At 73.0% G+C, this 23,406-nt stretch carries 17 protein-coding genes and 1 pseudogene; 9 read left to right on the forward strand and 9 right to left on the reverse strand.

What is annotated here, in order from left to right; all coding sequences use genetic code 11:
• The first annotated feature begins 7 nt into the window (after window positions 1-7).
• Together CP968_RS21375 and CP968_RS21380 are read left to right on the forward strand one after the other, a co-directional pair.
• Entirely contained in the window at window positions 8-2,155 is a 2,148-nt protein-coding gene (locus CP968_RS21375) for a DUF6571 family protein (RefSeq protein WP_150519529.1), read from the forward strand.
• Complete coding sequence (locus tag CP968_RS21380; protein ID WP_150519530.1) at window positions 2,139-2,807, forward strand: hypothetical protein; 669 nt, start codon at window positions 2,139-2,141, stop codon at window positions 2,805-2,807. The genes CP968_RS21375 and CP968_RS21380 overlap by 17 nt, the downstream gene beginning before the upstream one ends.
• On the opposite strand, the gene CP968_RS21385 is transcribed toward CP968_RS21380, so the two are convergent.
• The gene (locus CP968_RS21385; RefSeq protein ID WP_244330579.1) at window positions 2,797-3,159 is read right to left on the reverse strand and encodes an ATP-binding protein; all 363 of its coding nucleotides are present in this window, start codon (window positions 3,157-3,159) and stop codon (window positions 2,797-2,799) included. The two genes, CP968_RS21380 and CP968_RS21385, sit on opposite strands and share 11 nt — an antisense overlap.
• 237 nt (window positions 3,160-3,396) lie before the next feature.
• Between CP968_RS21385 and CP968_RS21390 the strand changes: the two genes are divergently transcribed.
• A complete protein-coding gene (locus CP968_RS21390) occupies window positions 3,397-4,161 on the forward strand; it encodes a GntR family transcriptional regulator (protein ID WP_150519532.1) in 765 nt (254 codons plus the stop codon).
• A gap of 12 nt (window positions 4,162-4,173) precedes the next feature.
• Here the strand turns inward: CP968_RS21390 and CP968_RS21395 are convergent, their stop codons facing one another.
• Window positions 4,174-4,362: a hypothetical protein gene (locus CP968_RS21395; RefSeq protein WP_150519533.1), complete on the reverse strand. Its 189-nt coding sequence runs from the start codon at window positions 4,360-4,362 to the stop codon at window positions 4,174-4,176.
• 229 nt (window positions 4,363-4,591) lie between these two features.
• Here CP968_RS21395 and CP968_RS21400 point away from each other — a divergent pair, with 229 nt between their 5' ends.
• Complete coding sequence (locus tag CP968_RS21400; protein WP_150519534.1) at window positions 4,592-8,440, forward strand: ABC transporter ATP-binding protein; 3,849 nt, start codon at window positions 4,592-4,594, stop codon at window positions 8,438-8,440.
• A 32-nt stretch (window positions 8,441-8,472) separates the two neighbouring features.
• Here CP968_RS21400 and CP968_RS21405 read toward each other — a convergent pair whose 3' ends face one another.
• Window positions 8,473-9,027, reverse strand: coding sequence for an EF-hand domain-containing protein (locus tag CP968_RS21405; protein WP_150519535.1), 555 nt, complete (start codon window positions 9,025-9,027; stop codon window positions 8,473-8,475).
• 215 nt (window positions 9,028-9,242) lie between these two features.
• Between CP968_RS21405 and CP968_RS21410 the strand changes: the two genes are divergently transcribed.
• Complete coding sequence (locus CP968_RS21410; protein ID WP_150519536.1) at window positions 9,243-9,641, forward strand: hypothetical protein; 399 nt, start codon at window positions 9,243-9,245, stop codon at window positions 9,639-9,641.
• Window positions 9,642-9,725: 84 nt separating this feature from the next.
• Window positions 9,726-11,159 (forward strand): alpha/beta hydrolase family protein, encoded by a 1,434-nt coding sequence (locus CP968_RS21415; RefSeq protein WP_150519537.1) that lies wholly within the window; start codon window positions 9,726-9,728, stop codon window positions 11,157-11,159.
• A 24-nt stretch (window positions 11,160-11,183) separates the two neighbouring features.
• On the opposite strand, the gene CP968_RS21420 is transcribed toward CP968_RS21415, so the two are convergent.
• Window positions 11,184-13,004, reverse strand: a complete 1,821-nt coding sequence (locus CP968_RS21420; RefSeq protein ID WP_150519538.1) for a glycoside hydrolase family 3 protein — start codon at window positions 13,002-13,004, stop codon at window positions 11,184-11,186.
• 10 nt (window positions 13,005-13,014) lie between these two features.
• Entirely contained in the window at window positions 13,015-13,959 is a 945-nt protein-coding gene (locus CP968_RS21425; protein WP_150519539.1) for a LysR family transcriptional regulator, read from the reverse strand.
• Window positions 13,960-14,059: 100 nt separating this feature from the next.
• Here CP968_RS21425 and CP968_RS21430 point away from each other — a divergent pair, with 100 nt between their 5' ends.
• Complete coding sequence (locus tag CP968_RS21430; RefSeq protein ID WP_150519540.1) at window positions 14,060-14,971, forward strand: EamA family transporter; 912 nt, start codon at window positions 14,060-14,062, stop codon at window positions 14,969-14,971.
• On the opposite strand, the pseudogene CP968_RS21435 reads toward CP968_RS21430, so the two are convergent.
• Both CP968_RS21435 and CP968_RS21440 read right to left on the reverse strand, forming a co-directional pair.
• Window positions 14,922-15,425, reverse strand: a pseudogene (locus tag CP968_RS21435) (GNAT family N-acetyltransferase); the annotation flags it as partial. The gene CP968_RS21430 and the pseudogene CP968_RS21435 overlap by 50 nt on opposite strands.
• A gap of 180 nt (window positions 15,426-15,605) precedes the next feature.
• Complete coding sequence (locus tag CP968_RS21440; protein WP_150519542.1) at window positions 15,606-16,160, reverse strand: DUF937 domain-containing protein; 555 nt, start codon at window positions 16,158-16,160, stop codon at window positions 15,606-15,608.
• A gap of 333 nt (window positions 16,161-16,493) precedes the next feature.
• On the opposite strand from CP968_RS21440, the gene recD2 reads away from it, so the two are divergent.
• On the forward strand, window positions 16,494-18,743 hold the full coding sequence (gene recD2, locus CP968_RS21445; RefSeq protein WP_150519543.1) for an SF1B family DNA helicase RecD2: 2,250 nt from the start codon (window positions 16,494-16,496) through the stop codon (window positions 18,741-18,743).
• 183 nt (window positions 18,744-18,926) lie between these two features.
• Window positions 18,927-20,216, forward strand: coding sequence for a citrate synthase (locus tag CP968_RS21450; RefSeq protein ID WP_030010215.1), 1,290 nt, complete (start codon window positions 18,927-18,929; stop codon window positions 20,214-20,216).
• Between the two features lie 404 nt (window positions 20,217-20,620).
• Here CP968_RS21450 and CP968_RS21455 read toward each other — a convergent pair whose 3' ends face one another.
• Both CP968_RS21455 and CP968_RS21460 read right to left on the reverse strand, forming a co-directional pair.
• Window positions 20,621-22,924: a heavy metal translocating P-type ATPase gene (locus CP968_RS21455; protein ID WP_150519544.1), complete on the reverse strand. Its 2,304-nt coding sequence runs from the start codon at window positions 22,922-22,924 to the stop codon at window positions 20,621-20,623.
• 101 nt (window positions 22,925-23,025) lie between these two features.
• Window positions 23,026-23,259, reverse strand: coding sequence for a heavy-metal-associated domain-containing protein (locus CP968_RS21460; RefSeq protein ID WP_150519545.1), 234 nt, complete (start codon window positions 23,257-23,259; stop codon window positions 23,026-23,028).
• Between the last annotated feature and the right edge of the window lie 147 nt (window positions 23,260-23,406).

Below are 23,406 nucleotides of genomic sequence, written 5' to 3' on the forward strand. Positions count from 1 at the left end.
GGACGCCATGCCGAGCTACGCCGAGATCATGAGCACGGACCTCTCCGCGCTCACCACCGCCGCCGAGGGCTGGAAGTCCATGGCGGGGCAGTTCAAGACGATGGAGGACGTCTACAAGGACGAGGTCCAGAGCGTCTCCGCCGGCAACGGCTGGCTGGGCTCCAGTGCGAACACCGCCGCCACCAACTCCTCCATGACCCGCAGCGAGTTCGCCTCGGCGCAGAAGGAAGCCCTGGCCATGGAGTCGCTGCTGCGCGACGCCCATGCCCGGTTCACCGACCTCAAGGGCCGGGTGAAGTCCGCCGTGGCGGACGCCGAGACCGCCGGAATGAAGGTTTCCGACGCCGGCATCGCGAGCTACGACTTCTCCAAGGCCGACCCCGCCAGCGCGAAGGCGATCCGCCACGACCCGGACCTTCCGGAGGTCGAACGCTCCTGGACGCGCCGCATCGGCGACGCCGTCAAGGCGGTCACGGAGTTCGACGCCGACGTCAAGACCGCCCTGCTGAACGCGTCGGGCGCCGACGGCACCGCGATGTTCGGCTTCAACGCGAAGCCGGTGGGCGACGTCGAGGCGGTCGAGGCCCTCGCCCTCACCCACCGGATCCGCGACGGCAAGGCCTCCCCGGAGGAGCTGGACCACTACAACGACCTGCTGAAGCAGAACTCCGGCGACGAGCACTTCGGCCAGGCCTACCTGAACGCGCTGGGCGCCAAGGACACCCTGCTGCTCGCGGACCAGATGCACCTGGCGTCGAACGAGCGCGGAGCGTCGGCGGCGGACAAGAAGCTCTACGAATCGATCAGCACCGGCCTCGCCGGGACGATCGCCTCGGGCACCCGGGACCCGGACGGCTACGCGTACAAGCCCTTCGTCAGCGGGCTGAAGGAACACGGCGGGGAACTGGTCGCGGACGGCCTGCGGCCCACCTACGGCTACCAGGCGCTGGTCACCCTCATGGGACACGGCGACGGCTACGGCAAGCAGTTCCTGAACGACCTCGGCGACGGCATGATCGAGGCCGAGAAGTCCAAGCCGCACATGTACGACCACGCCTACGACTCCCAGCGCCCCGACCTGGTCTCCGACCCGCTGGACGGCCTGCTGGGCATCATGGCCGAGGACCCGGACGCGGCGACGTACTTCCTCGACCCCGAGGCGCCCGGCAACAAGAACGAGCACCTGAAGTACATGCTCACCGACCGGGACATGCCGGACCCCTGGATCTCCACCGGCGTCGGCCAGCCGATCGAGATGCACGGCGACAAGACGCCCGGCCTCGGCGCCGCCCTCCAGGCGGCCGCGACGGGCCACACGGACGGCGAGAAACTCGGCCCCCCCGGCCCCCACACCGAGGGCCAGGCCCGCGTGATGCACCACGCCATCCGCTACCTGGACGACGAAATGGGCGGCGACGAGTTCCCGAAGGACCTGGAGGGCCTGCGCCAGCCGATGGCGAAGGCACTGGTGGACTACGTGGGGGACACCCACCTCATCCTGGGCGGCCAGGAATCCGACCTCGGCGGCGTCGGCGGCAGCCCGTCCATCCACGGCTCGGGCGACCAAGCCCACCTTGCGGTGGGCCAGGGCAGCCTGGTCCGCGTCATGCGCGGCATCGCGGACGACGGCCCGTCCTTCGCGCTGCTGTACGAGGCGGAGCGCGCGTACTCGGCGGACCAGCTCGCGACGGCCGCCCCGTACAAGGGTGACTCCATGCACGGCGTGAGCGCGGACTGGGACAACCGTGCCCACGACATCGGTGCGGCCACCGGTGCCCTCAACGGCATCGGGGGGGACGTCTACAAGGACAAGGGAGACGATCAGGTGAAGTGGGCCGAGAGCACCTCTGAGCACACGGCTGCCGTCGCGAACGGACTCATCGGCGAGATCCCCGTCGTGGGCACGGTCGGAGGCTCGCTGATCGACTCGGTCAAGTACGAGTGGGTCGAGGGCGTCAAGGACGAGGCCGAGGAGCAGGGGAAGAAGGACTCCAGTGGCAACTACGGCAAGGGCATGGACGGAACCAACAAGCTGTTCGACGCGTGGGGTGCGGAGCGGCAGGTTCAGAGCGATCCCGCATTCGTGCACGCCAAGGACACTGCGGGGACCGCGTACACGACCGGACGGGATGCCGCCCGTGCACATCTCGGCTGACGTGCGCAAGGCTCTCGCGCGGTCGACGGTTGCGGTTCTCAGCGTGCTGTTGCTGTCGTCCTGCGGCGCCGGCGACTCCGAGGTGAAAAGCGCGAGCCTGTGCGAGACGGCAGCTTCCTCGGAAGAGGGGGCGCTTCTGCGGAAGGTGCTGCGCGCAGACGACTTCGAGACCCAGATCAGCAACAATACGAGCCGCTTCGCGAAAGATCTGGGCCGCGAACTGGCGGAGATGGGGCCTGCGCAGGAGACACTGCCGTCGTACGCGTGCGCGTATCGCCCGGGTCCGGGCGTCGAGCGCGTGACGTTCGGCTTCGGGTGGGTCCCCCGCGCCTCGAAGGATGTGGATCGGCCGCTGCCCAAGGGCGTCGCGTACGAGATGAATGGTGTCGCCGGTGCGACCAACGACACCGTCACGAGGCTGCGGGTCCCGTGCGACATGCCCGGCGGGCTCGGGGAGGCGTCGAAGTCGGCATGGCTTTATGCGGACGCCTCTTACACGGTCAACATCGGCCGGTCGGACGTCGACCAAGCAGCCCTGGACCGGCAGACGACCCTCACCTACCTCATGACCCGCCGGGTGGCCGATGCGCTGGGCTGTGAGAACAAGCCGCTGGAGAAGGCTCCCGTGGTGAAGCCGGCGCCTACCCCGTGACCCGCCGGCCGCTCCCGGGCGCCGCGACCTCGGCCCAGACCACCTTGCCGATGCCGTGGGCCCGGGGGGACCACCCCCATCGCACCGAGAGGGCCTCCACGATGGCGAGCCCGCGTCCCCGTTCGTCCGCCTCCGCCGCCCGGTGCGGTGCGAGCGGGACCACGGGCCCCGCGTCGGCCACCTCCACGCGGAGCACACCGCCGTAGCGGGCCAACCGGACCCCGATGTCGCGACCGTGCGGAGCCCGGGCGTGCCGGACCGCGTTGGTGACCAGCTCCGAGAGGAGCAGCTCGGCGGTCTCGCATGCTTCGGATTCGATCTGCCACTCGGCGAGCTGGGCGCGGAGGAGCACCCGGGCTCCACCTGGTGCGCGAGGGCCGCGCGGCACGATCCAGTACACCTCGTCGGCTGGAGCCATTACCACGTGAGCCTCACTTATCTAGACATCTGCCTGCCCTAGTGAAACGTGTGACGGGTGCCTCGCGCCTAGATGTCTAGATACGTTCGATGTCGACGGGTGTTGAGCGAGAAGGTCCGGAGCTGCTCGGTGGGCCCCTAGGGTGTTCCGAGATGATCAGAGAGGGGTCGCATGGCGAATGACGCCGTGGGACGGCAGCCCAAGTACCAGCACATCGCCGCCGAGCTCAAGGACGCCATCGCGTCCGGGGAATACGGGCCGGGGGCACGGCTGCCCGGCGAGAGTGACCTGATGAGCCGTTACGGCGTGGCGCGGATGACCGCACGTCAGGCCTTCGGCGTGCTTCAGGCGCAGGGCCTGGTGGAAGCGCGCAAGGGTGCCGGGGTCTTCGTGCGGGAATACCAGGTCGTCATCAGACGGCGGGGAATCCAGCGGTTGGCCGTTGAGGTCTGGGGCGCCGGAGGGGCCATCTGGGACGTGGACGGGAAGGGCCGGGCTCCCGTCGTCGAGTTTCTGAGCGTCACAGAGGAGCGACCATCGGGTGCCGTCGCGGCCGCGCTCGGCCTGGCCGACCGCGCCCCCGTCGTCGTGCGCCGCCGGAGGTACCTGCTCGACGGGAAGCCCGTGATGCTCGCGACCTCCTACCTCGACGCCGCCCTCGTGGCCGGTACGGCCGTCGCCGAGCCCGACAGCGGGCCCGGCGGGATCTACGCCCGCCTCGCCGAGCTGGGCCACGGGCCGCGGCGCTTCCGGGAGGAGATCCGTTCGCGGATGCCGGGCCCCGAGGAGACCGCGCGGCTCGGGCTGGCCGCGGGGACACCGGTCGTGCTGGTCTGCCGGACCGCTTACACCGCCGAGGGGACGCCGGTCGAGGTGAACGAGATGGTTCTCGATTCGTCGGCCTACGTCCTGGAGTACGCCTTCGACGCCCCCTAGCCGGCCGCCGGCCTAGGCCGGCGCGAACCAGCCCGCCAGGAAGAGGTCCTCCTCGGGCGGGGCCTCGCCGTCCGCCGGGTGCGCCGGGGCGTTCAGGCCCGGCGAGGCCGCGGCGGCAGCCCCGGGTGCCGGTGCCCCGCGGGCCCACGGCGCCGTGTCGGCGTCGGTGTCGGTGGCGGGGGCCGTGTCCTTGATCGTCATGGGCCGAGTATCGCCGGGTCCCGCACCGGTCCCGCACCGCGCCAGCCCCCGGTGCCCCCCCGGTGCCCCCCCGGTGCCCCCATGTGTCCCCCGCGCCCGTCCCGACCCGTACGGCCCACCCCGGCTCGCCCGGCAGCGCGTAAACCCGTTCGATTGTTGCGGCGGGATGAAATCCGCCGGTCGGCGCGTTGGGGGAGGCGGCAGGACAGTTCGAACGGGGAGGCACCACGTGGCGGCGGCAGAGACGGCGGCGGGCGAGGAACAGAGCTGGGGCAGGCGGCTCACCGCCTACACCTGGCGCTACAAGGCGAACGTGCTGCTCGCGCTCGGGTCCTCGCTGGCGGGCATGGCCGTCATGGCGCTCGTCCCGCTCGTCACCCGGGTCATCATCGACGACGTCATCGGGGACAAGACCAAGAGCATGGCGCCCTGGGCCGGCCTGCTCATAGCCGCCGCCCTCCTCGTGTACGTGCTCACCTACATACGCCGGTACTACGGCGGCCGCCTCGCCCTCGACGTGCAGCACGACCTGCGCACCGACATGTACCGCGCCATCGCCCGCCTCGACGGGCGCCGCCAGGACGAGCTGTCCACCGGCCAGGTCATCGGCCGGGCCACCACCGACCTCCAGCTCATCCAGGGCCTGCTCTTCATGCTCCCGATGACCATCGGGAACTTCCTCCTCTTCGGGATCTCCCTCGGCATCATGCTGTGGCTGTCCCCGCTGCTGACCCTCGTCGCGCTGCTCATGGCCCCCGCCCTCTGGTTCATCGCCAAGCGCAGCCGCAAGCGCCTCTTCCCCGCCACCTGGTGGGCGCAGGGCCAGGCCGCCGCCGTCGCCTCCGTCGTCGACGGGGCCGTCACCGGCGTCCGCGTCGTCAAGGGCTTCGGCCAGGAGGAGCAGGAGACGGGCAAGCTGCGCGCCGCCGGCCGCCGGCTGTTCGCCGGCCGGATGCGGACCATCCGGCTCAACTCCCGCTACACCCCCGCCCTCCAGGCCGTACCGGCCCTCGCCCAGGTCGCCATGCTGGCGCTCGGCGGCTGGATGGCCACCCGCGGCCAGGTCACCCTCGGCACCTTCGTCGCCTTCTCCACCTACCTCGCCCAGCTCGTCGGCCCCGTCCGCATGCTCGCCATGGTCCTCACCATCGGCCAGCAGGCCCGCGCCGGCGTCGAGCGGGTCTTCGAGCTCATCGACACCCGGCCGGTGATCGAGGAGGGGACCGGCACGCTCCCCGCCGACGTCCCCGCCACCGTCGAGTTCGACGACGTGTCCTTCGGCTACGACCCCGAGCGGCCCGTCCTCGACGGGTTCTCGCTCTCCCTCGCCGAAGGCGAGACCGTCGCGCTCGTCGGCGCCTCCGGCAGCGGCAAGTCCACCGTCTCGCTCCTGCTGCCCCGCTTCTACGACGCCGACCGCGGCGCCGTCCGGGTCGGCGGGCACGACGTCCGCGAGCTGACGTACGCCTCGCTGCGGTCCGCCATCGGCCTGGTCCCCGAGGACTCCTTCCTCTTCTCCGACACCATCCGGGCCAACATCGCCTACGGGCATCCCGAGGCCGGCGAGGAGCAGATCCGCGCCGCCGCCCGCGCCGCCCAGGCCGAGGGCTTCATCGAGGCGCTCCCCGACGGCTACGACACCACGGTCGGCGAACAGGGGCTCACCCTCTCCGGCGGCCAGCGCCAGCGCATCGCACTGGCCCGGGCCATCCTCACCGACCCCCGCCTCCTGCTCCTCGACGACGCCACCTCCGCCGTCGACGCCCGCGTCGAGCACGAGATCCACGAGGCCCTGCGCGCCGTCATGGCCGGCCGCACCACCCTGCTGATCGCCCACCGCCGCTCCACGCTCGCCCTGGCCGACCGCATCGCCGTGCTCGACGGCGGCCGGCTGGCCGACCTCGGCACCCACGAGGAGCTGGAGCGCCGCTCCGCGCTCTACCGCCGCCTCCTCACCGACCCCGACGCCCTCGGCGCCGGCTCGCCGCGCACCCCCGACGCGTCGGCGATGGCCGCGTTCGAGCGGGAGATCGACCGCGACATCGAACGGGACATCGAGCTCGAAGCCGAGATCGACTCCGAGCCCGTCAACGCCAAGCGCCGCGTCGCCGGCACCACCACCCCCGAGCTGTGGCGGCGCCGGGACGAGGCCGCCGAGGGCGGCTCCGCGCCCGCCGCCGGGACCGGCGCCCCCGGAGCCGGCCACTCCATGGCCGGGGCCGTGGCGGGGATGCCCGCCACCCCCGAACTGCTCGCCCAGGTCGCCGCGCTGCCGCCCGCCACCGACGAGCCCGACGTGGACGAGCGGCGGGCCGCGGGCGCCGAGGAGAGCTACGGGCTGCGCCGGCTGCTCCGCGGGTTCTGGGCGCCGCTCGCCGTCAGTCTCGGCCTGGTCGCCGTCGACGCGGGCGCCGGACTGCTCGTGCCCGTGCTGATCCGGCACGGCATCGACCAGGGCGTGGAGAAGGCCGCCCTGGGCGCGGTCTGGGCCGCCTCGGCCCTCGCCCTCGTCATCGTCCTCGCCCAGTGGGCCGCGCAGTTCGCGGAGACCCGGATGACGGGCCGCACCGGCGAGCGCGTGCTGTACGCCCTGCGGGTCAAGATCTTCGCGCAGCTCCAGCGGCTCGGCCTCGACTACTACGAGCGCGAGCTCACCGGCAAGATCATGACCCGGATGACCACCGACGTGGACGCCCTGTCCAGCTTCCTGCAGACCGGGCTCGTCACCGCCGTCGTCTCCGTCTTCACCTTCCTCGGCATCCTGGTCGCCCTGCTCGTCCTCGACGTCGAGCTCGCGCTGATCGTCTTCGCCACCCTCCCCGTGCTGGTGCTCGGCACGGTCTTCTTCCGCCGCAAGTCCGTCGCCGCCTACGAGCTCGCCCGCGACCGGGTCAGCCTGGTCAACGCCGACCTCCAGGAGTCCGTCTCCGGCCTCCGCATCGTCCAGGCCTTCCGCCGCGAGGGCTCCGGCGCCGTCCGCTTCGCCGAGCACAGCGACGCGTACCGGCAGGCCCGGGTCCGCGGGCAGTGGCTGATATCCGTCTACTTCCCCTTCGTGCAGCTGCTGTCCTCGGGCGCCGCGGCCGTCGTGCTGATCGTCGGCGCGGGCCGGGTCGAGGCCGGCACCCTCACCACCGGCGCCCTGGTCGCGTACCTCCTGTACATCGACCTCTTCTTCGCCCCGGTCCAGCAGCTCTCCCAGGTCTTCGACGGATACCAGCAGGCCACCGTCTCCCTCGGCCGCATCCAGGGGCTGCTGCGCGAACCCACCAGCACCCCCCGGCCCGCCGACCCCCGGCCGGTCCCGGAACTGCGCGGGGAGATCGCCTTCGAGGACGTCCGCTTCCAGTACGGCACCGCCGAAGAGCGCGGGGAGAAGGGCGAGGCACTGGCCGGAATCAGCCTGCGGATACCCGCCGGGCAGACCGTCGCGTTCGTCGGCGAGACCGGAGCCGGCAAGTCCACCCTGGTCAAGATGGTGGCCCGGTTCTACGACCCGACCTCCGGGCGGGTCACCGCGGACGGCGCCGACCTGCGGGAGCTCGACCTGACCGGCTACCGGCACCGCCTGGGCGTCGTGCCCCAGGAGCCGTACCTCTTCCAGGGGACCGTGCGCGACGCGATCGCCTACGGCCGGCCCGGGGCGGACGACGCCGAGGTGGAGGCCGCGGCGCGCGCGGTCGGCGCCCACGCGATGATCGCCACCCTCGACGGCGGCTACCTGCACACCGTCGCCGAGCGCGGCCGCAACCTCTCCGCCGGGCAGCGGCAGCTGATCGCGCTGGCCCGCGCCGAGCTGGTCGACCCGGACGTGCTGCTGCTCGACGAGGCCACCGCCGCGCTCGACCTCGCCACCGAGGCCCAGGTCAACCAGGCCACCGACCGGCTCGCGGGCCGGCGCACGACCCTGGTGGTGGCCCACCGGCTGACCACCGCGGCCCGCGCCGACCGGGTCGTGGTCATGGACCGCGGCCGGGTGGTGGAGGACGGCACCCACACCGAACTGCTGAACCGCGGCGGCCGCTACGCCGACCTGTGGCGCACCTTCGCCGGCGAGGACGAACCGGCCGCGGCGTAGGGGCGGCGGGCCCCGGCCCGCCCCGCCCGCGCTCAGAGCTCGCCGAACAGCAGGTTGCCGGGAGCGTCCTCCTCGTCGCCCGTGTAGTACGCGCGGACGGCGTCGAGGAGTTCGTCGACGGACAGGTAGCCGTCGTGGTTCCGGTCGATCCGCGCGAACAGCGCGTCCGCGTCCGCCGGGCCCAGCTCCGTGTCGAAGGCCAGCTGGGCGCGGTGGAACTCCTCGGGGCTGATGCGGCCGTCCCCGTTGGTGTCCACGACCGTCAGGATCGCCTTGACCATCGGGCGGAAGGAGCGGTCGTACGCCGCCCCGCCGCCCCGGTAGAGGCGCGTCATGCCCTGCTTGTACTCCTCCGGGGTGACCTTGCCGTCCCGGTCCAGGTCCAGCTCCGTGAACAGCTCCTGCCAGAAGTCGACGAGCCCGCCCATCACCAGCGTCGCGCGGGGCGAGGCGGCCGGCTCGTCGAGCGCCGACAGCAGGCGCGACCCCAGCCCGATGATGTCGTGCTCGTCGATGACCCGGTCCCCGTTGACGTCGAGGTGGGCGAAGGCGCGCTCCAGCTTGCGGTCGAGGAGGTCGTTCGTCATGTGGATGGCCTTTCACGGCTACGGTGGGCGTTCGTCGGGCCACCCAGCGTAGGGTCCCCGCGGGGCCGCCGCTCCCGCCCTCCCCCGCGGGGCCGCCGATGCACCCGTACGGGGTCCCGCCGCGCCCGGATCCGTGGGTGCTGCAACCTTCCGCGGGGTCCGCGCGTCGTACGTGCGTACACGCGCGGTACGTACGGCTGAGGGGGGCCAGGGTGATGCGGTGGTGGAGGGCGCGCGGCCGGGGGACGGTCGCGGCGGGGGTGTTCACGCTGGCGCTCGGGCTGTGCGCGGGCGGGCTGTACGCCGCGCCGGCGGCCCGGGCCGCGTCCGAGGGCTGCGGGGGCCGGCTGGCGCGCACGCTGCCGTTCCCGACGGGCGAGGTGCGGGTGTACAAGAGCCGCACCCAGGCCTGCGCGCTGGCGGTGGCCCGGGTGCCCGGCGAGCGGCGCCGGATGGCCGTCAGCATCCAGCCGCGCGGCGGAGTGCCGGTCACCGATGCGGGGCTGTTCACCCGGTACGCCGGGCCCGTCACCGTCGGCGCGATCAACCGGTGCGTGTATGTAAAGGGGAGCGTGGGAGCCGGATCGGTCGACTCCGGATGGATCCTGTGCTGAGGCGGCGGCCCAACGGGGTCTGGTCACGGGCGCGTTGGCCCGGCTAGGTTCACGGCGACCGAAGTGAACGCAAGGGGAGGGTGCATGCGCAAGACGCTCGGATGGCTGCTGTCGCTCGTGGTGCTGATCGGCACCATGGGCGCGGCCGGCTCCACGGCACACGCGGCCACCGCCGCGGGGCCCGCGGCCGCCACGGACATCAAGGACCAGATCCTCGGCATTCCCGGGATGAGCCTGATCGAGGAGAAGCCGTACCCCGGCTACCGCTTCTTCGTACTGAACTACGAGCAGCCGGTCGACCACCGGCAGCCGTGGAAGGGCACCTTCACGCAGCGCCTGACCCTGCTGCACAAGGACGTGTCGCGGCCGACGGTCTTCTTCACCTCCGGCTACAACGTCAACACCAGCCCGCGCCGCAGCGAGCCGACGACCATAGTCGACGGCAACCAGGTCTCGCTGGAGTACCGGTTCTTCACGCCGTCCCGGCCCGACCCGGCCAACTGGGCCAACCTGGACATCTGGCAGGCCGCCAGTGACCAGCACCGCCTCTTCGCCGCGCTGAAGAAGATCTACAAGAAGAACTGGCTGTCCACCGGCGGCAGCAAGGGCGGCATGACGGCGACGTACTACGAGCGCTTCTACCCGCGCGACATGGACGGCGTCGTCGCGTACGTCGCGCCCAACGACGTCGTCAACAAGGAGGACGCGGCCTACGACCGCTTCTTCGCCAAGGTCGGGACCAAGGAGTGCCGCGACCGGCTGAACGCCGTGCAGCGCGAGGCGCTCGTGCGCCGCGGGCCGCTGGAGGCCAAGTACGCGGCCGCCGCCGCGGAGAACGGCTGGACCTTCGGCACGATCGGCACCCTCGACAAGGCCTACGAGGCCGTCGTGCTCGACTACGTGTGGGCCTTCTGGCAGTACAGCCTGCTCGCCGACTGCCCCACCGTCCCGGCCGCCGCGACCGCGACGGACCAGGAGATCTGGGACAGCATCGACACGATCTCCGGCTTCTCCGCCTACACCGACCAGGGCCTGGAGACGTACACGCCGTACTACTACCAGGCGGGCACCCAGCTCGGTTCGCCCGACATCAAGCAGCCGCACCTCAAGGGCCTGAGCCGCTACGGCTACCAGCCGCCGCGCAACTTCGTGCCCCGCACGATCCCGATGACCTTCCAGCCGGGGGCCATGGCGGACGTGGACAACTGGGTGCGCACGCACGCGAACCAGATGCTGTTCGTGTACGGCCAGAACGACCCGTGGGGCGCCGAGCCGTTCCGCCTCGGGTACGGGGTCCGCGACAGCTACGTGATGACCGCTCCGGGCGCCAACCACGGCGCCAACGTCGCCAAGCTCCAGGACGGCGAGCGGGCCCTGGCCACCGCGAAGATCCTCCAGTGGGCCGGGGTGGCCCCGGCCGCCGCCCTCGCCGACGCGGCCAAGGCGGCGCCGCTGGCCGCGCCCGACGCGCAGCTCGACCAGCGCGACGTCGAGCGCGAGCCGCAGCTGCGGCCGTAGCCCGCGACCCCGCGGGGCCGCGGGCTAGTACGAGAGCCCGTGGCCCCGCGGGTAGCGGCCCGGGACCGGGACCGGCAGGCGGCCCCTGGGGGACACCGCGCCGGTGACCACCCGGGCCGCCGCCCGCATCTCCACGTCCGTCCAGGAATACGTCGCCAGCTCCGCCGCGCACGCCGGCAGCCGGGCCGTGTCGTACGGGTTGCGGACCGCCACCGCCACCACCGGGACGCCCGTCGCGACGAGCTCCGCCACCAGGGCGCGCTGCGGGCTCTCCCCCTCGGGGACGTTGTACGTGCACACCAGCACCGCCGCGTGCCCGGGGGCCGCGGCCGCCGCGCCCGCCGCCGGCACCGCGGTCGCCCGGCAGCCCAGCGCGGTCAGCTCCCGGGCCAGGACGGCCGCGGGGGGGCCGGTGGTACCGGTGGGTGACGCCGGTTCGGCCCCCGTGACCAGCAGCCGCGGGGCGGTGGCCGGGTCGATCGGCAGCAGTCCGGCGGGGTTGGCCAGCAGGGTCGTCGTACCGGCCGCGATGGCGTCGGCCGCGGCCAGGTGCTCCGCCGTCCCCACCACCGCGTCCGCCCGGGCGGCGGTCGTACCGGGCGCGTCGAACAGCCCGCGCCGGGCCTTCAGCTCCAGGATGCGCAGCACCGACTCCTCGATCCGGGCCTCGGCGAGCTCGCCCGCGGCGACGGCCGCCAACACGCTGCGGTGCGCGAGCCCCAGGTCCGGCGGGTTCAGCAGCTGGTCGCAGCCGGCGAGCAGGGCCAGTACCGGCACCCGCCCGTCGCCGTACTTCTGGCGGACCCCGGCCATGTCGAGGGCGTCGGTGACCACCACCCCGCCGAAGCCGAGGCGTTCGCGCAGGATGCCCGTGACGATCGGCCGGGAGAGCGTCGCCGGATCGCCCGAGGGGTCGAGGGCGGGGAAGACGATGTGCGCCGTCATCACCGCGTCCACGCCCGCCTCCACGGCGGCCCGGAACGGCGGCTCGTCCAGCTCCTCCCAGACGGCCCGGGTGTGCCGCATCACCGGCAGTCCGACGTGGCTGTCGGTCGCGGTGTCCCCGTGGCCGGGGAAGTGCTTGGCGGTGGCGGCCACCCCGGCGCTCTGGTAGCCGCGTACCTGCGCCGCGACCAGGGCCGCCACCGCCCGCGGGTCGGAGCCGAAGGACCGTACGCCGATCACCGGGTTGGCCGGGTCGACGTTGACGTCGGCCACCGGCGCGTAGTCCTGCCGGATGCCCAGGGCGGCCAGCTCGGCGGCCGCGATCCGCGCGGACCGGCGGGCGTCCGCGGGGGAGCCGGACGCCCCGAGCGCCATGGCCCCCGGCAGCAGGGTGGCGGGCCTGCCGATCCGGGCGACGGCGCCGTGCTCCTGGTCGGTGGAGAGCAGCAGCGGGATCCGGGCTCCGCCGGCCAGGGCGGCCCGCTGGAGGCCGGCCGAGAGCTCCGCGATCTGCTGCGGGGCGCCGGTGTTGTGCGCCCACGCGAAGTAGACGATCCCGCCGAGGTGGTAGCGGGAGACCAGTTCGGCCGCGGTGCGCACCCCGAACAGCGCCAGGTTCTGCTCCGCGTCGGCACGGTCGGGGTCGGTCGCCGAGTGGCCGTACACGCGGGAGACGAAGAGCTGCCCGACCTTCTCGGCCAGGCTCATCCCCTCCACGATCCGGCGCAGCCGGGCCCGGTCCGGGCCACGGTGCGGCGGCCCGTCGGGGTCCCGGCCGGGCGGGCGCGGGTCGTCGGGCAACGGGCGGGCGCCCGCCGCGGCGGAGACCGCCCCGGCGGCCGTGGCGGCGGCCAGGGCGGCCGCGGCGAGCAGGGACCGGCGGGAGGCGTGGATCGGCACGCGCCGGACCCTACTGCCGGGCCGCTCCCGGCACCTGACGGACACTCGGCGGTTCCCCCGGACGGGTCCAGTGCTCCTGGAGCGTCCGTACGGCCTCGGTGATCGCGGGCCGGCGGGCGGCCCCGGTCCGCCACAGCGCGTACAGCCGGCGTACGGGTCCGGGCTCCAGCGGCACGGCCACGGCGCCCGGCGGCAGCGCGCCCGTGCCCAGCCGGGGGACGACGGCGACGCCGAGCCCGGCCGCGACCAGGGCGACGATCGTGTGGTTCTCCTCCGCGACGTGCGCGATGTCCGGTTCCAGTCCGGCCGTCCGCAGGGTCCGCACCAGCCAGTCGTGGCAGACCCGGCCCGGCGGCTGGCACACCCAGCGCTGCCCGACCAGATCGGCCCGGACGACGGCCCGCCGGGCGGTGAAGGGGTGTCCGGCCGGCACCACCAGGTCGCACGGATCGTCGCCGATCACCGCCTGCTCGACGCCCTCGGGAGCCGGCAGCGGGGCGATGTCCCAGTCGTGCGCCACCGCCAGGTCGGTGACGCCCCGGGCCACCAGGTCCACCGACAGGTGCGGGTCCACCTCCGTGAGCCGGACGTCCAGCGCGGGATGGCGCCGGGCGAGGTCGGCCAGCACCCCGGGCAGCAGCCCGCGCGCCGCCGAGGCGAAGGCCGCCACCGTCAGCAGCCCGCCGGGCTCCCCGCGGCGCTCCTCCAGGGTCGTCTCGGCGCGCTCCACGATCGCCAGCAACTCCCGAGCGGTGTCCGCCAGGTGGCGGGCCTCCTCGGTCAGCGCCACCCCGCGCCCGCGCCGCTCCAGCAGGGTGGTGCGGGTCTCCCGCTCCAGTTTGGCGATCTGTTGCGAGACCGCCGAGGGGGTGTAGCCGAGGGCGGCGGCCGCACCGGCGACCGAACCGTGGACGGAGACGGCGTACAGGGCGCGCAGTCGGGCGAGATCGAGCATGCGGTCATGGTGGCAGCCACGCCACGCGTAAGCAACGCTTCATCCATCTCGGAAGGAATCCGCGCTGGTGCTACATGGTCCCGGCGTCGATGCTCGGAGCATGCGTCCCGTACACACCGCTCTCGCCGTGCTCGTCGCCGCCGTCTGGGGCGTCAACTTCGTCGTCATCGAGATCGGGCTCGGCCACTTCCCGCCGCTGCTCCTGTCCGCCCTGCGCTTCCTCGTCGCCGCCCTGCCCGCCGTGTTCTTCGTCGGCCGTCCCAAGGTCGCCTGGAAGTGGATCCTCGGCGTCGGGGCGGCCCTGGGCATCGCCAAGTTCGGCCTCCTGTTCACCGGCATGGCCGCCGGCATGCCGGCCGGGCTGTCCTCGCTCGTCCTCCAGGTGCAGGCCGTCTTCACCGCCGCCCTCGCCGCCGTCGTGCTGCGCGAGCGGCCCGGGCCCGTCCGGGCGGCCGGCATGGCGGTGGCCCTCGTCGGCATCGCCGTGGCCGCGGTGGACGGCGGGAGCTCCGGGCCGGTGCTCGGCTTCACCCTGGTCGTCGCGGCCGCCGCCTGCTGGGGGGTGTCCAACGTACTGACCCGCAAGGCCGCGCCGCCCGACGCGCTGAACTTCATGGTGTGGGTGTGCACGGTCCCCGTGCTGCCGCTGTTCGCGCTCTCGCTGCTGCTGGAGGGACCCGGGCGGGACCTGGCGGCGCTGCGCGCCCTGGACTGGTCCGGGGCGGCCGTCATCGGCTACGTCGCCTGGGTGTCGACCGTCTTCGGCTTCGGCGCCTGGGGCCACCTGCTGCGCCGCTACCCGGCCTCCTCGGTGGCGCCCTTCTCCCTGCTGGTCCCGGTCTTCGGGATGTCCTCGGCGGCCTTGGTGCTGGGGGAGTCCGTCTCGGGCACGCGCTGGCTGGCGGCGGTGCTCCTGGTCGGCGGGGTGGCCCTGACCTCGTTCGGCCGGGCCCGTCCGCGCGTCAGCCCGGGGAGCCCTCCCGCAACGGCAGCCGCCAGTCCTGCCCCGTGAGGTCCGCCCCGTACGAGCGGTGCGGGCGCTCGGCGACCAGGGTGAAGCCGGCGCGCAGGTAGAGGGCGCGGGCCCCGAGCAGCACGTCGTTGGTCCACAGCACCAGTTCGCGGTAGCCGGCCGAGCGGGCGAACGCGACCACGGCGTCGACCAGCAGGGTCCCGATGCCGCGGCCGCGCCCGGCCGGATCGACCAGGAGCAGCCGCAGCCGCGCGGTGCCCGGGGCGCCGTCCTCGCGCACGCACATCACCGAGCCGACCGGGCGGCCGTCGAGCTCCGCGATCCAGACGCGCTCCAGGTACGGGTCGTGGTCCTCGGCGAAGTCCGCGACGATCCGGGCCACCAGGCCCTCGAACTCGGCGTTCCAGCCGTACTCCGCGGCGTACAGGGCGCCGTGCCGCTGCACGATCCAGCCCAGGTCGCCGGCCCCCGGGTGGCGCAGGAGGACGGGGGACGGCCCGCGGGCGGGCTCGGGCCTTGCCTCGGGCGTGTCCATGGCGCCCGAGGATAGCGCGCGATCCGGCCCCGGCGGTCCGGGGCCGGAAGGGACGGTCCCGGCGGTCCGGGACCGGAAGGGACGGTCCCGGCGGTCCGGGACCGGAAGGGACGGCCTACGCCGTACGGGGCGCCCCGGTCACTTCTTGCCGCCGCCGAGGATCTGGCCCAGCAGGTCCCCGAGGCCGCCGCCCGCCGGGGCCGCGCCGCCGGGGGCCGCCGCGCCGCCCGGGGCCGCGCCCGCGGCGGAGCCGCCCGCGCCCTTGCCGGCCGTGGCGCGCTTGGCGAAGACCGCCAGCACCACCGGGATGAGCAGTTCGATCACCCGGCTGATGGTGGGCGCGGGGATGCCGGTCTTCTTCGAGACGGCGTTGGCCACCGGCCGGCTCGCCTTGGCGAGCACCCCGGCCATCATCCCGCCGCTCAGCAGTCCGCCCAGGCCGCCGCCCAGCGTGGCCACGCCCTGGAGCGGCGGGTCCGCCTGCGCCACCTCGGCGACGGCCTGGCGCACCTCCGCGCCGTCCGCGTCGTCCGCCCGGGCCTTCTCCTGCAGCCCGCCGGCCATGGTGCCGACCGTTTCCGCGACGGTCTGGCGGGCGCCGTCGGCGTCCGTGCCGAGCAGCCCGGCGATCTCGGTCAGGCGGTCGTCGCCGAGCTCGTGGAGCACGTCGTCCTGGAATGAAGGTTCGCTCATGCCTGAAACGCTACTTCTGTGATGATTTGGCGGCACCTCGGCGCGGCATCCGGTAACGGAAACGTAAAAGTCCGTCTCCGAGTGCAACCCCCGGCGGTGGTGGCGGGTCGTATGGTGCGTCGGGACTTCCGGGAGGGGATCTGGGGGGATCGGGAAGACCGGCACGGGAGGGGTAACCGTGAGGGGGGTCCGGCCGCGAGGCCGGACCCTTTTCTGGTGGGCCGCCCCTTCCCTGGTGGCCCGCCACCGACCCCGCCACCGCGCGGGCCCCCGCACCGGGCCCGCCGTCCACAGGGCTGCCGCACTGTCGGCCCCGGACGGTAGTTTCGGGGCATGGCAACCAACGGGGCGGCGGTACAACCGGCGGTGGTCGAGGGGGTGCTCGAACGCATCACCTACGCCAACGAGGAGAGCGGCTACACGGTCGCGCGCGTGGACACCGGCCGCGGCGCCGGCGACCTCCTCACCGTCGTGGGCTCCCTGCTCGGGGCGCAGCCCGGCGAATCGCTGCGCATGGAGGGCCGTTGGGGCTCTCACCCGCAGTACGGAAAGCAGTTCACGGTGGAGAACTACCGCACCGTGCTCCCCGCCACCATCCAGGGCATCCGGCGCTACCTCGGCTCCGGCCTGATCAAGGGCATCGGCCCGAAGATCGCCGACCGGATCGTGGAGCACTTCGGCACCGACACCCTCGACGTCATCGAGGAGGAGCCCGGGCGGCTGGTCGAGGTGCCCGGCCTGGGCCCCAAGCGCACCCGGCTGATCGGGGCCGCGTGGGAGGAGCAGAAGGCCATCAAGGAGGTCATGGTCTTCCTCCAGGGGGTCGGCGTCTCCACCTCCATCGCCGTCCGCATCTACAAGAAGTACGCCGACGCCTCCATCTCGGTGGTGCGCAACCAGCCCTACCGGCTCGCCGCCGACGTCTGGGGCATCGGCTTCCTCACCGCCGACCGCATCGCGCAGGCCGTCGGCATCCCGCACGACAGCCCCGAGCGGGTCAAGGCCGGGCTCCAGTACGCGCTGTCGCAGTCCACCGACCAGGGCCACTGCTTCCTGCCCGAGGACCGGCTCATCGCCGACGGGGTGAAACTGCTCCAGGTGGACACCGGGCTCGTCATCGACTGCCTGGCCGAACTCGCCGCCGACCCCGAGGGCGTCGTACGGGAGCGGGTGCCCGATCCGCAGGGCGCGCCCGATCCGCTCACCGCCGTGTACCTGGTGCCCTTCCACCGGGCCGAGCTGTCACTGGTGGGGCAGGTGCGCCGGCTGCTGAACGCCGAGGAGGACCGGATGCCGGGGTTCGGGGACGTGGACTGGGACAAGGCCCTGGGCTGGCTCGCGGGGCGGACCGGAGCCACCCTGGCCCCCGAGCAGCGGGACGCGGTCAAGCTCGCGCTCACCCGCCGGGTCGCCGTCCTGACCGGCGGACCGGGCTGCGGCAAGTCCTTCACCGTACGGTCCATCGTCGAACTGGCCCGGGCCAAGAAGGCCAGGGTGGTGCTCGCCGCGCCCACCGGCCGGGCGGCGAAGCGGCTGGCGGAGCTCACCGGGGCCGAGGCCTCCACCGTGCACCGGCTGTTGGAGCTCAAGCCGGGCGGGGACGCGGCGTACGACCGGGAACGCCCGCTGGACGCAGACCTGGTGGTGGTCGACGAGGCCTCGATGCTGGACCTGCTGCTGGCCAACAAGCTGGTCAAGGCCGTGGCTCCGGGCGCGCACCTGCTGCTGGTGGGGGACGTGGACCAGCTCCCGTCCGTCGGCGCCGGCGAGGTGCTGCGGGACCTGCTGGCGGACGGCGGCCCGGTGCCCGCGGTCCGGCTCACCCGCATCTTCCGGCAGGCCCAGCAGTCGGGTGTGGTCACCAACGCCCACCGGATCAACACCGGCCTCCCGCCGATCACCGACGGGCTGCCGGACTTCTTCCTCTTCCCCGAGGAGGACACCGAGGCGGCCGGGGTGCTCGCCGTGGACGTGGCGGCCCGCCGGATCCCGGCCCGGTTCGGACTCGACCCGCGCCGCGACGTCCAGGTGCTCGCCCCCATGCACCGCGGCCCGGCCGGCGCGGGCAACCTCAACGGGCTGCTGCAGCAGGCGATGACGCCGGGCCGGCCCGGCCTGCCGGAGAAGCGGTTCGGCGGCCGGGTCTTCCGTGTCGGCGACAAGGTGACCCAGATCAGGAACAACTACGACAAGGGCGCCAACGGCGTCTTCAACGGCACCGTCGGCGTGGTCACCGCCCTGGACGTCGACGAACAGCGCCTGACCGTGACGACGGAGGAGGACGAGGCGATCGACTACGAGTTCGCCGAGCTCGACGAGCTGTCCCACGCCTACGCCGTCACCATCCACCGCTCCCAGGGGAGTGAATATCCGGCCGTGGTGATCCCCGTCACCACCGGCGCCTGGATGATGCTCCAGCGCAACCTGCTCTACACGGCGGTGACCCGGGCCAAGAAGCTCGTGGTGCTCGTCGGGTCGCGCAAGGCCCTCGGACAGGCGGTCCGCACGGTTTCCGCAGGCCGGAGGTACACGGCGGTCGCGGCCCGGCTCGCCGGCCGGATACCGGTGGGAAACATCACCTAGATGATCGATCATTTGGGGTTCCTACAAGCGGTGCATAGGGGGCAGGATGAGCAGCTTGACGGCACTGAGTGCCGTCAAAAAGACCAAAGGCCGACCCCGAGTGCACTCTCCTGCGCCAAATGGGGGAAGGTAGAGGCAGTCAGGGCACCTCGAAGAAGAGGCACTACGTCGGTGAGGGATGACGTGAGCGACAACTCTGTAGTACTCCGGTACGCGGACGGTGAATACACCTACCCGGTGGTCGAGAGCACCGTCGGTGACCAGGGCTTCGACATCTCGAAGCTGCGGGCCCAGACCGGGCTCGTCACGTTGGACAGTGGCTACGGCAACACCGCGGCGTACAAGTCCGCCATTACCTACCTCGACGGTGAGCAGGGCATCCTGCGCTACCGCGGCTACCCGATCGAGCAGCTGGCCGAGCGTTCGACCTTCATCGAGGTCGCGTACCTGCTGATCAACGGGGAGCTGCCGACCGTCGACCAGCTCGCGTCGTTCCGCAACGAGATCACCCAGCACACGCTGCTGCACGAGGACGTCAAGCGCTTCTACGACGGCTTCCCGCGCGACGCGCACCCGATGGCGATGCTGTCCTCCGTGGTCAGCGCGCTGTCCACGTTCTACCAGGACAGCCACAACCCGTTCGACGAGAAGCAGCGCCACCTCTCGACGATCCGCCTGCTGGCCAAGCTGCCCACGATCGCGGCCTACGCGTACAAGAAGTCGGTCGGCCACCCGGTGGTCTACCCGCGCAACGACCTCGGCTACGTCGAGAACTTCCTGCGCATGACCTTCTCGGTGCCGGCCCAGGAGTACGACCTGGACCCGGTCGTGGTCTCGGCGCTGGACAAGCTGCTGATCCTGCACGCGGACCACGAGCAGAACTGCTCCACCTCCACCGTGCGCCTGGTCGGCTCCTCGCAGGCGAACATGTTCGCCTCGATCTCCGCCGGCATCTCGGCGCTGTGGGGCCCGCTGCACGGCGGCGCCAACCAGTCCGTCCTGGAGATGCTCGAAGGCATCAAGAACGACGGCGGCGACGTCGACGCCTTCATCCGCAAGGTGAAGAACAAGGAGGACGGTGTCCGCCTGATGGGCTTCGGGCACCGCGTCTACAAGAGCTTCGACCCTCGGGCGAAGATCATCAAGGCGGCGGCGCACGACGTCCTCTCGGCGCTCGGCAAGAGCGACGAGCTGCTGGACATCGCGCTCAAGCTGGAAGAGCACGCGCTGGCCGACGACTACTTCGTCGAGCGCAACCTCTACCCGAACGTGGACTTCTACACCGGTCTGATCTACCGGGCCATGGGCTTCCCGACCGAGATGTTCACCGTGCTCTTCGCCCTCGGCCGGCTGCCCGGCTGGATCGCGCAGTGGCACGAGATGATCAAGGAGCCCGGTTCGCGCATCGGCCGTCCGCGCCAGATCTACACCGGCGAGGTCCTGCGCGACTTCGTCCCCGTAGAGGCCCGCTGACGCCGAGTCCGACCGGGCCGCGTACGCCCCGTGCGAGGCGTACGGCCGGCTCGCGGCGGCTCGCGACCGCATACGAAAAGCGCCCCGCCGTCGATCCCCCCACGGGTCGACGGTCGGGGCGCTTTCCTTTCCCCGGTACGGATTCCCCCCACGGGACCCGAGCCGGGGCGTCGGTGTCTGCCGGGACCCGTTCGGGTCGGGAGGGCCGCTCAAAGCTTCCCGCGGGCACGCGTCCCGGCCGGCCGATGCCGTCGGACGTCCCCCAAGACCTCCGTGGAACGTCCCCCAAAGACGTTCCTGGCATCGCACCATTAGACCCATGACGGCGCCGGATGGTTACGTCGTCATCACTGTGATCTGCGTCTCCCGTGAAGGAACCGTGGGGGGAATGCGAAGGCGGTCCATTAGCGGAAGGACCGCAACCGGAGGCTGTTGGTCACCACGAACACCGAGGAGAAGGCCATCGCCGCCCCCGCGATCATCGGGTTGAGCAGTCCGGCGGCGGCCAGCGGCAGGGCCGCCACGTTGTAGCCGAAGGCCCAGAACAGGTTGCCCTTGATCGTGGACAGGGTCCGCCGGGACAGCCGGATCGCGTCCGCCGCCACCCGCAGGTCACCCCGTACGAGGGTCAGGTCGCCGGCCTCGATGGCCGCGTCGGCGCCGGTGCCCATGGCCAGGCCCAGATCCGCCCGGGCCAGCGCCGCCGCGTCGTTGACCCCGTCGCCGACCATGGCGACCGTACGGCCCTCGGCCTGGAGCCGCTCGACCACCGCGGCCTTGTCCTCGGGCATGACCTCCGCGATGACCTCGTCGATGCCGACCTCCCGGGCCACCGTCTCGGCCACGGCCCGGTTGTCACCGGTCAGCAGCACCGGCGTCAGGCCCAGTGCGCGCAGCCGGGAGACCGCCTCGGCGCTGGTCTCCTTCACGGCGTCGGCCACGGTCAGCACCCCGCGGGCCGCGCCGTCCCACGCGACGAGCACGGCGGTCGCGCCCGCGGCCTCGGCCGCGGCCCGGGCCTCGGCGAGGGCGGCGGGCAGGGCCACGGACCGGTCGGCCAGCAGCCGCTCCCGGCCCACCAGCACCTCCCGTCCCTCGACCAGGCCCCGGACGCCGAGCCCCGGCAGGTTCTCGAAGGCCTCGGGGACGGGCAGGGAACCGGCCCGCGCGGCCGCGCCCGCCGCGACGGCCCGGGCGATCGGATGCTCCGAGGCGTGCTCCAGGGCTCCGGCGAGGCGCAGCAGCTCGGTCGCGTCGACGCCGGGGGCGGGTACGACGCCGGTCAGGGTCATCCGGCCGGTCGTGACGGTCCCGGTCTTGTCGAGCACCACGGTGTCCACGCGGCGGGTGGACTCCAGCACCTCGGGCCCCTTGATCAGGATGCCGAGCTGGGCGCCGCGTCCGGTGCCGACCATGAGGGCGGTCGGGGTGGCGAGCCCGAGGGCGCAGGGGCAGGCGATGATCAGGACGGCGACGGCGGCGGTGAAGGCGGCGGTCGGGTCGTCGGTGATCAGGAGCCAGGCGACCCAGGTGCCGAGCGCGAGCAGCAGGACCACGGGCACGAAGACGGCGGAGATCCGGTCGGCGAGCCGCTGCACCTCTGCCTTGCCGTTCTGGGCGGCCTCGACGAGCGCGGCCATGCGGGCCAGCTGGGTGTCCGAGCCGACCCGGGTGGCCTCGACGACCAGGCGGCCGGAGGCGTTCACGGTGGCGCCGGTGACGGCGTCGCCCGGGCGGACCTCGACGGGTACGGACTCCCCGGTCAGCAGGGAGGCGTCGACGGCGGAGCTGCCCTCGGTGACGGTCCCGTCGGTGGCGATCTTCTCGCCGGGGCGGACGACGAACCGGTCGCCGACCGCGAGCGAGCCCACCGGGACCCGCACCTCGGCGCCGTCGCGCAGGACGGCGACGTCCTTGGCGCCGAGGTGCATCAGGGCCTTGAGGGCCGCCCCGGCCTTCCGCTTGGCACGGGCTTCGAGGTAGCGGCCCAGCAGGATGAAGGTGACGACACCGGCCGCGACCTCCAGGTAGAGGGCGGAGGAGCCGTCCGCTCGGGAGGTCGTGAGGTCGAAGCCGTGTCGCATGCCGGGCATGCCGGCGTGGCCGAAGAACAGCGCCCAAAGGGACCAGGCGAAGGCGGCGAGGGTGCCGACCGAGACCAGGGTGTCCATGGTGGCGGCGCCGTGCCGGGCGTTGGTCCAGGCGGCCCGGTGGAAGGGGAGGCCGCCCCAGACGACGACCGGGGAGGCGAGGGTGAGCGAGAGCCACTGCCAGTTGTCGAACTGGAGGGCGGGGACCATCGCGAGCAGCACCACGGGCAGCGAGAGGACGGCGCAGACGAGCAGCCGCCCGCGCGCGGCGGCGAGCACGGGATCGGGCTCCTCGTGCTCCCCGGACGCCCCGGTGGGGTCCGAGCCCGCTTCCGCCGCCGCTCCGGCGCCCGGTGCCGCGTCCGGCCGGACGGCCGGACGCGGCGGGGGCTGGGCGGCGGTGTAGCCGGTCTTGACGACGGTGGCGATCAGGTCGGCCACCCGGACGTCCCCGGTGTAGGAGACGTGGGCCTTCTCGGTGGCGTAGTTCACCGAGGCCTCGACGCCGTCCATCCGGTTCAGCTTCTTCTCGATGCGGGCCGCGCAGGAAGCGCAGGTCATCCCGCCGATCGCGAGCTCGACCGCCGCTATGGGTCCGTCGTGCACTGTGCTGTTCATGGTCCGGGGCTCCAGGGGGAGGGCCGGGCGGTGCGGAACCGGTGGGGCCGGCTGGGCGCCGCCCGGCGGGTGTCGCGGGTACGGCCGGAGGGGGCGGGAGCTCAGGCCCGGCCGGTGAGCTCGTAACCGGCCTCGTCCACGGCGGCGCGCACGTCCTCGTCGGCGAGCGGGGCCGCGGACACCACGGTGACCTCGCCGGTCGCGGCGACGGCCTTGACCGAGTCGACGCCCGGCAGGGCGGAGAGCTCGGCGGTCACCGCGCCCTCGCAGTGTCCGCAGGTCATGCCGGTCACCCGGTAGACGGTGGTGGTCTGGGTGTCCGTCTCGGCGGTCATGTCGTTCTCCTCGGGGGTGGGTCGTGCGGGTTGCGTCCTGCGGCCGGGGGCGGCGGATGGCTCCAGCCTCCTCCCGGTCTCCCCAGATTATACCCCTAGGGGGTATTAAAGCGAGGATGCGCGCGGGCTCCTCTGAAGTGGACGATA

This window comes from Streptomyces subrutilus, from assembly GCF_008704535.1.
Lineage (GTDB): Bacteria > Actinomycetota > Actinomycetes > Streptomycetales > Streptomycetaceae > Streptomyces > Streptomyces subrutilus.